The following is a 7,170-nucleotide window of genomic DNA, read 5'->3' as shown; positions in this document are numbered from 1 at the left end:
AGTCAGTTTGACCAACTCCTTCAATATCGAAGAACCACTACCTTTCCTTCACTAAAATAACACAGACAAGGAGAGAATAATGGAAAGACAAGACTATATTGAATGACTCCAACCACTTAAATTATCCACAATGGCTGCTGAATTTGATGATATTGTGATTGAAGGTATCCGACGCAAACGCCCGCCACTTGATATCCTTGCCCGTTTACTCAATGTAGAAATCACACAGCGAAAAATTAACCACACGTTAGGTCGGATTAAGCGAGCGAAGTTTCCCCAAAAAAAGAACGTTTGCCGACTTTGATTTTAACCATAGTCCTCGAACACACTAGTATGATTATTACCACAAACCTTGAGTTTTTGGAATGGGGAACTTTGTTTACGGAAGCTAAATGACAAATGCACTATTAGATAGACTGATTCACCATTGTCATATATTAGAAACGGGTAACGAATCTTACCGTTTTAAACACCATAATTAATTTAGTGTCATCATAAGTGGCATCACTTTTGGATGCTCTTTGTGGTTTAATTTTGGAGGATTATTGACAGAAAAACCATATTCTCAAGACCTATAATGCAAGATCAAATATCCCTTTTTGGAGCTGGTGAGTTGTTATATGTCGTAAAATCACAACTTACCTATCTTTTAATAGATGTCTTGATGAGTCATATTGGAGAGGAATTTAGTAAGCGATATTGCAGAGTGTCAAACAGGAAATTGACGAAATATTTTGCGAGTTTACACTTATTGACATTTTTGCCTTTTCTTTGATGTAATAGCGAGGATTATACGCTAAAGTTCCACCTACTAAAGATTCTATTCAAATTATCCCTGTAAAATTCAACTAAACCCCTATTTTTATTTCTTAGTTTTAGTAGCTTTTAACATTCATATTTTCACAAATCTGTCACAACGCACAAAATACCGAGATTTTCTTAAACAGACGCAAGATTGCGTCCCCTGCCTATGAGCCATCATTTCGCCTTATGATGCTACTGAATCGCAAATTTTGATGTGCTCGCTTGATACGGTTTATAGTAGCGATAGCTGGCGGCGTAACATAGTAGCTTTGGCAGCATCCAATTTCCCTAACTGCTCAAACGCTTGCTGTTGCTTCGGTCGATCCTTGGCGATTTCGGCACAAAGTGCAATATTTTCGAGCGTATCCGCTTGGTGATAATAGGGCTGCTGACTCGCCAATGCCTGCTCAAATGCGGTATAGGCTTGTGCAAATTGCCCGTGTTTACACAAAAACGTGCCGTAGTTATTCAGCACATCAGGGCGGGGGGATTGGTCGGCACTTTGCGTTTGGCTAAGTGCGATAGCGTGCGTATAAGCCTGCTCGGCATTTTCCGTTTCGCCGATTTGTTGGTAGTAATACGCCAACACGGAATGAGGGAGGTAGTCCGTACTATCGTGTTCAAGGGCTTTATCAATATTCTCTTTCGCTTTGGCGAAATCGTGTTGCTCAAGGTAAGCAAGTGCAAGGTTAATACGGGCTTTTACCGCCTCGCTACGGTTAAATTCCGCCTGCTGCGGGAGTTGGCTGGAACAGCCGACTAACAATAACATCGCTATACAAGCGGTCAAAAAACCACGTTTTTTTGCAAAACTCATAAAGCCCTCGCAGTTGATTATTGATGGGAAACGGCAATATTCTCCCCGAATTGACGTTTTTCCAATGTCCGTTTGGTGCGATCAATCACATCACCCGCTAACTGCCCGCAAGCAGCATCAATATCATCGCCACGGGTTTTGCGTACCGTTACCGTAAAACCATATTCCATCAATGTTTTTTGGAAGCGATCAATACGGGTATTCGAGCTTTTCGCATACGGTGCTTGCGGGAACGGATTCCACGGGATCAAATTGATTTTACTCGGCGTATGTTTCAGCACTTCTGCTAATTGATGTGCGTGCTCTATGCCGTCATTGACTTGATTCAGCATCACATATTCAATCGTAACTTTGCCGTGATTTGCATTAGACACCTCAAGGTATTTATTCACGGAGTCGATCAACATCTTGATATTATACTTTTTGTTCAATGGAATCAGTTCATTCCGCAATTCATCATTCGGTGCGTGCAAAGAGATTGCTAATGCTACGTCAATTTGCTCGCGCATTTTATCCAGTGCCGGCACAACACCAGAGGTTGAAAGCGTTACACGGCGTTTGGATAAGCCGTAGGCAAAATCGTCCAACATAATTTCCATCGCCGGAATCACATTATTCATATTCAGTAGCGGTTCGCCCATTCCCATCATCACCACATTGGTAATCGGTCGCACACCCGTTACGCCAAAATTACCGATAATCTTTGATGCTCGCCACACCTGCCCGATAATTTCTGCCACAGTTAAATTGCGGTTAAAGCCCTGCTGTGCCGTTGAGCAAAAGGTACACGCTAAAGCACAGCCCACCTGTGAAGAAACACACAACGTAGCCCGATCATCTTCGGGGATATAAACGGTTTCGATCTGCTGATCGCCCACCCACATTGCCCATTTGATTGTGCCGTCTGAAGATCGCTGCTCCACCGCCACTTCCGGCGCTCGAATTTCGGCAATGTGTTTTAATTTTTCACGCAACACTTTGTTGATGTTGGTCATATTGTCGAAATTATCTTCGCCAAAGTGGTAAATCCACTTCATTAACTGATCTGCACGAAACGGTTTCTCGCCCATTTCGGCAAACAGCTCCCGCATTTGCTGACGGTTTAAATTCAGTAGATTAACTTTTTCTTGCTTTATATTTTCTGCACAACCTGCATTGGTTGCGTTAATTAATTCTGACATTGAGATAGCCCCGTTATTACACGTTTTATGGCAAAAGGACGTTTTGCATTAATAAAAGAGTGCGAATTCTACTGGTATCTCTGCCTTTAGGCTAGCGATTTTTACACAATCAGGAAAGAGGCAATGCAGAATTTTACGATCGAGATCACAAAATCTATTTGAACATCATAATTAAGTCGATCAATACCGCTTTCTGCTGTTCCGATAAACCGCTAATCAGCTTAGATAACAGTTCATCCCGTTTACCGTCAAAAGGCGCATCGTTTACCTCACCATACTTTAACCATTCCGGTTGCACATTTAACCACTTGGCTAAGGTTTGAATTTTATCTTCAGTAGGTATGGCTAACCCGTTTAGCCATTTATGCACAGCTTGCTGAGTAACCGGCGTATTAGGGTGTAATAAATTAAATTTAATGGCAATTTGGCTGGTTTTCAGCCCTTTAGGGTAGGTCAAATTCAATGCGAAGTTTAATCTCTCACTGAATTTTGCTTTTTCTGACTGTTTATGCATAGCACGGTTCAGGCTAAACTTGAACAAAACAAAAGAAGTTTATACAAAATCCATAAAGAATTAAATAGGGTATTCTTTAAGTGCTAAAGAAAGTCATAAGAATAGATTTATTTAAGTTTATAAAACTTAATAGAATAGGATATTTTATCTTGAAGTGGTGGGCGATACCGGTCTCGAACCAGTGACCCCCTCCTTGTAAGGGAGGTGCTCTCCCAACTGAGCTAATCGCCCACTTAACCTAAGTGGTTTGGGAAGCCTAACTAAGCGTGGTGGGCGATACCGGTCTCGAACCAGTGACCCCCTCCTTGTAAGGGAGGTGCTCTCCCAACTGAGCTAATCGCCCACGTTAGTTTAAGCCCACAACAACGAAACCATTCTAAAAGAGTGGTGGGCGATACCGGTCTCGAACCAGTGACCCCCTCCTTGTAAGGGAGGTGCTCTCCCAACTGAGCTAATCGCCCGCTGTTGTGGGGAGGCATTATAGGGAGTTGAAAATTTTCGTCAAATCCTTTTTATCACTTTTCAAATTGTTCGTTGATTTTTTCGCCCAAAATTGCAATTTTTTGCTATTCATCCCCTGTAAGCGTAGTAGAATACCGAAATCTTTTGTCTAAGAATTTCACAGGTCAAACATAATGAAAATTGAAACGCTTTTTCCTTTAGATCCGAATGTTAAAGTTCGCACCCGTTTTGCCCCAAGCCCAACCGGCTATTTACACGTGGGCGGTGCAAGAACAGCGCTTTATTCTTGGCTTTATGCAAAACATCATCAAGGCGAATTTGTACTACGCATTGAAGATACGGATTTAGAGCGTTCAACCCCAGAGGCAACAGCTGCCATTCTGGAAGGAATGGAATGGCTCAATTTAGCGTGGGAACACGGACCTTACTTCCAAACGAAGCGTTTTGAACGCTACAATCAAGTGATTGATCAAATGCTAGAACAAGGGTTGGCTTACCGCTGCTATTGCTCAAAAGAACGTTTGGAAACGTTACGCAATCAGCAAGAAACAAACAAAGAAAAACCACGCTACGATCGCCATTGCCTTAACGATCATCACCATTCTCCGAACGATCCGCACGTTGTCCGCTTTAAAAATCCAACAACAGGATCGGTTATCTTTGACGATGCCGTGCGGGGTCGGATAGAAATCAGCAACAGTGAATTGGACGATCTAATTATCCGCCGTACAGACGGATCACCAACCTATAACTTCTGCGTGGTTGTCGATGACTGGGATATGGGGATTACCCACGTTGTGCGGGGTGAAGATCACATCAATAATACCCCACGTCAAATCAATATTTTAAAAGCGCTCGGCGCACCTATTCCGACTTACGCCCACGTTTCAATGATTTTAGGCGATGACGGACAAAAATTATCCAAACGACACGGTGCGGTCAGCGTAATGCAGTACCGAGACGACGGCTATTTACCGGAAGCCCTGATTAACTACCTCGTGCGTTTAGGCTGGGGACACGGCGATCAAGAAATTTTCAACCGTGAAGAAATGATAGCATTATTCGATATTCACTCCGTCAGCAAATCAGCCAGTGCGTTTAATACCGAAAAATTACAATGGTTGAACCAACATTATATGCGTAGTCTGCCGCCAGAAAAAGTCGCAAAATATCTTGAATGGCATATGCAAGATCAAGGGATCGACTACACCCAAGGGCCAGCACTGACCGATATTATTCCGGTATTGAGCGAACGCAGCAAAACCCTCAAAGAACTGGCTTCTGCCAGCCGTTATTTCTACCAAGAATTTGAGCAATACGATGAAAAAGCTGCTGCCAAAAACTTCAAAGCGGAAGCGATTGCACCACTTGCAAAATTATTGGAGAAACTGACCGCTTGCAACGATTGGACAATCGAAAATATCCACGAAGCGATGAACCAAACCGCCCAAGAGCTTGAAATTGGAATGGGTAAAGTGGGAATGCCGTTCCGCCTTGCCGTTACCGGCAGCGGGCAATCGCCGTCAATGGACATTACCGCTCAATTAGTCGGTAAAACGCGCACCCTTGCCCGCTTGCAAAAAGCAATTACGTTTATTCAGTCTCAACAAGGGTAAGATCAGCCAGTTTTTGAGCGATTGAAATCAAAGTATGCTTTTCAGATTGACACCAAGAGTCGAAAAGCATATCATTATGCCTCGTTAAAGGGGATATAGCTCAGTTGGGAGAGCGCTTGAATGGCATTCAAGAGGTCGTCAGTTCGATCCTGATTATCTCCACCAAAATTCCTAGCCTTATCAATTACTTAGCGATTGATAAGGCTTTTTGGTTTATGGGATTGTGCCAATTTTGTGTCAAAAAGTTGAACGTTGTTAGCGTGGCTATATAGATGTTCAACAGATAAGTGTGCGTATTTACGTACCGTATCTGCTTTGCTCCATCCGCCTAATTCCTGTAAAACATATAAAGGCGTGCCTGACATTATATGTCTTGTTGCCCAAGTATGTCGTAAATCGTGGAATCTGAAATCTTTAATTCCCGCACGTTTCAATGCTTCACGAAATGCTTTAGTATTAGCAATTTTTACTGGCATACCTTTATAAGTGAAGACATTTTCCTTATGTTTGCCGAATTGTGATACAATCACTTCAATAGCTTTGTCATTTAACGGAATACCAATGCTATTACCTGTCTTGGATTCATCTGAATTTATCCAAGCCTGTTTCTTCGATAAATCAATTTGCGACCACTTTAACTGGGTAATGTTCGACATTCTCAGCCCAGTTAAAATTGCAAATTGTACAATGGGTTTTAAATGGGATGGTAACTCTTGCATCAGTCTAGCTTCTTCAAATTCTGTGAGCCAACGGATACGCCGTTTAGGTTCAGATAGCAGTTTTATTGAAGGGCATTTATCCAACCACTCCCATTCAACTGCTGCTCTCAATATCACTCTGATCTGCTGCAAAATTGCGTTAATTGTCCTATTTTTAACGCCTTCTTTCGCTTTTTCAGACTGAATGAATTTAATTAAAGAGCGGTCTATCTCATTCAGCCTCTTGTCACCAAGATACTTGTCTAGCCAACGTAGCCCATAAAGCATATTGCGATCTTGTTTACGTTTAGGTTTTTCTTCAAGCCATTGCATTACTGCCTCTTGCCAAGAATAATTTGGGCGTTCGCCGAGTTTAAATACTCTCCAGCACTCGTTATATTCCTTTGAGGCTAGTTGCAGTGCTTGTTTTTTATCGTTAGTCCTAGCACTTCGGCGTATCCGTTCACCATTGGGTGCCGTAAACGAGAAATGCCAGATTTCGCCTCTTTTTCTGAGCGAGATAATTTGACGTGACATAAATTCTCCTTATGCCCCATCTCTTGTTCGGGGCTATCTTTATCCTTTTTGATATATTTTTCAAGTTCTAAAGGATCAAATTTCCATTTTTTTCCAATTTTATATGCAGGAATTTCATCTTTTGCTGCCTTTTCTCTTAACGTTACGGGGTGCATATCTAGAATTTCAGCAGCCCTTTTTGTGCCAACTAGTTCCATAACTTCTCTCCAATAAAAAGCCTAGCTTTCGCTAGGCTGTTGGTAAAACAAAACCGCTTACATTGCTGTAAGCGGTTGAACATATTAGGTGGAAGCTATTCATCAATATTTACATCAATAACTTCGTTATATCTAGGGTGAATTCTTTCAACTAATTCTAAGAAATCGTTTTTATCTTTTGATAATTTTAATAAGGTAATAATAGAAGCTAGATGTTCCCTCAATTTTGGGTGACCAATATCAGGAGTGTTAATGATCATGCAAAAATGCGCCAGGCTGATGCAGTAAGATCATCGAAAAGTGATCCACTGCATCTTTTGATAAACTCCTTGTTATTTAAACAG

8 protein-coding genes, 4 tRNA genes and 1 pseudogene are annotated in these 7,170 nt (G+C 41.8%); 4 read left to right on the top strand and 9 right to left on the bottom strand.

Annotation, left to right across the window (positions count from 1 at the left end; all coding sequences use genetic code 11):
* The first annotated feature begins 130 nt into the window (after nt 1-130).
* Both RO21_RS13400 and RO21_RS13395 read left to right on the top strand, forming a co-directional pair.
* On the top strand, nt 131-304 hold the full coding sequence (locus RO21_RS13400; RefSeq protein WP_241482407.1) for a hypothetical protein: 174 nt from the start codon (nt 131-133) through the stop codon (nt 302-304).
* Nucleotides 305-321: 17 nt separating this feature from the next.
* Nucleotides 322-482 (top strand): annotated as a pseudogene (locus tag RO21_RS13395) (ATP-binding protein); the annotation flags it as partial.
* A gap of 554 nt (nt 483-1,036) precedes the next feature.
* On the opposite strand, the gene pilW reads toward RO21_RS13395, so the two are convergent.
* The 6 genes from pilW to RO21_RS05235 all read right to left on the bottom strand — a co-directional run bounded on the left by pilW (nt 1,037) and on the right by RO21_RS05235 (nt 3,777).
* Nucleotides 1,037-1,621, bottom strand: a complete 585-nt coding sequence (pilW, locus tag RO21_RS05260) for a type IV pilus biogenesis/stability protein PilW (RefSeq protein WP_047976746.1) — start codon at nt 1,619-1,621, stop codon at nt 1,037-1,039.
* Nucleotides 1,622-1,638: 17 nt separating this feature from the next.
* The gene (gene rlmN / locus RO21_RS05255; RefSeq protein ID WP_047976745.1) at nt 1,639-2,802 is read right to left on the bottom strand and encodes a dual-specificity RNA methyltransferase RlmN; all 1,164 of its coding nucleotides are present in this window, start codon (nt 2,800-2,802) and stop codon (nt 1,639-1,641) included.
* Nucleotides 2,803-2,956: 154 nt separating this feature from the next.
* A complete protein-coding gene (locus RO21_RS05250) occupies nt 2,957-3,316 on the bottom strand; it encodes a helix-turn-helix domain-containing protein (protein WP_047976744.1) in 360 nt (119 codons plus the stop codon).
* 155 nt (nt 3,317-3,471) lie between these two features.
* A tRNA-Val gene (locus RO21_RS05245) sits at nt 3,472-3,547 on the bottom strand.
* Nucleotides 3,548-3,583: 36 nt separating this feature from the next.
* Nucleotides 3,584-3,659 (bottom strand) — tRNA-Val (locus tag RO21_RS05240).
* 42 nt (nt 3,660-3,701) lie between these two features.
* A tRNA-Val gene (locus RO21_RS05235) sits at nt 3,702-3,777 on the bottom strand.
* A 174-nt stretch (nt 3,778-3,951) separates the two neighbouring features.
* Between RO21_RS05235 and gltX the strand changes: the two genes are divergently transcribed.
* Together gltX and RO21_RS05225 are read left to right on the top strand one after the other, a co-directional pair.
* Nucleotides 3,952-5,394, top strand: coding sequence for a glutamate--tRNA ligase (gene gltX, locus RO21_RS05230; protein WP_047976743.1), 1,443 nt, complete (start codon nt 3,952-3,954; stop codon nt 5,392-5,394).
* A gap of 89 nt (nt 5,395-5,483) precedes the next feature.
* A tRNA-Ala gene (locus tag RO21_RS05225) sits at nt 5,484-5,559 on the top strand.
* Nucleotides 5,560-5,582: 23 nt separating this feature from the next.
* Here the strand turns inward: RO21_RS05225 and RO21_RS05220 are convergent.
* From RO21_RS05220 to RO21_RS12775, 3 genes are all read right to left on the bottom strand, one after another.
* The gene (locus tag RO21_RS05220; protein WP_241482406.1) at nt 5,583-6,425 is read right to left on the bottom strand and encodes a tyrosine-type recombinase/integrase; all 843 of its coding nucleotides are present in this window, start codon (nt 6,423-6,425) and stop codon (nt 5,583-5,585) included.
* A gap of 77 nt (nt 6,426-6,502) precedes the next feature.
* Nucleotides 6,503-6,826, bottom strand: coding sequence for a helix-turn-helix domain-containing protein (locus tag RO21_RS12780; protein ID WP_241482401.1), 324 nt, complete (start codon nt 6,824-6,826; stop codon nt 6,503-6,505).
* A gap of 95 nt (nt 6,827-6,921) precedes the next feature.
* Complete coding sequence (locus RO21_RS12775) at nt 6,922-7,086, bottom strand: hypothetical protein (RefSeq protein ID WP_157019635.1); 165 nt, start codon at nt 7,084-7,086, stop codon at nt 6,922-6,924.
* Nucleotides 7,087-7,170: the final 84 nt, after the last annotated feature.

This window comes from Muribacter muris, from assembly GCF_001038205.1.
Lineage (GTDB): Bacteria > Pseudomonadota > Gammaproteobacteria > Enterobacterales > Pasteurellaceae > Muribacter > Muribacter muris.
This window is presented reverse-complemented; position numbering and strand designations above follow the sequence as displayed.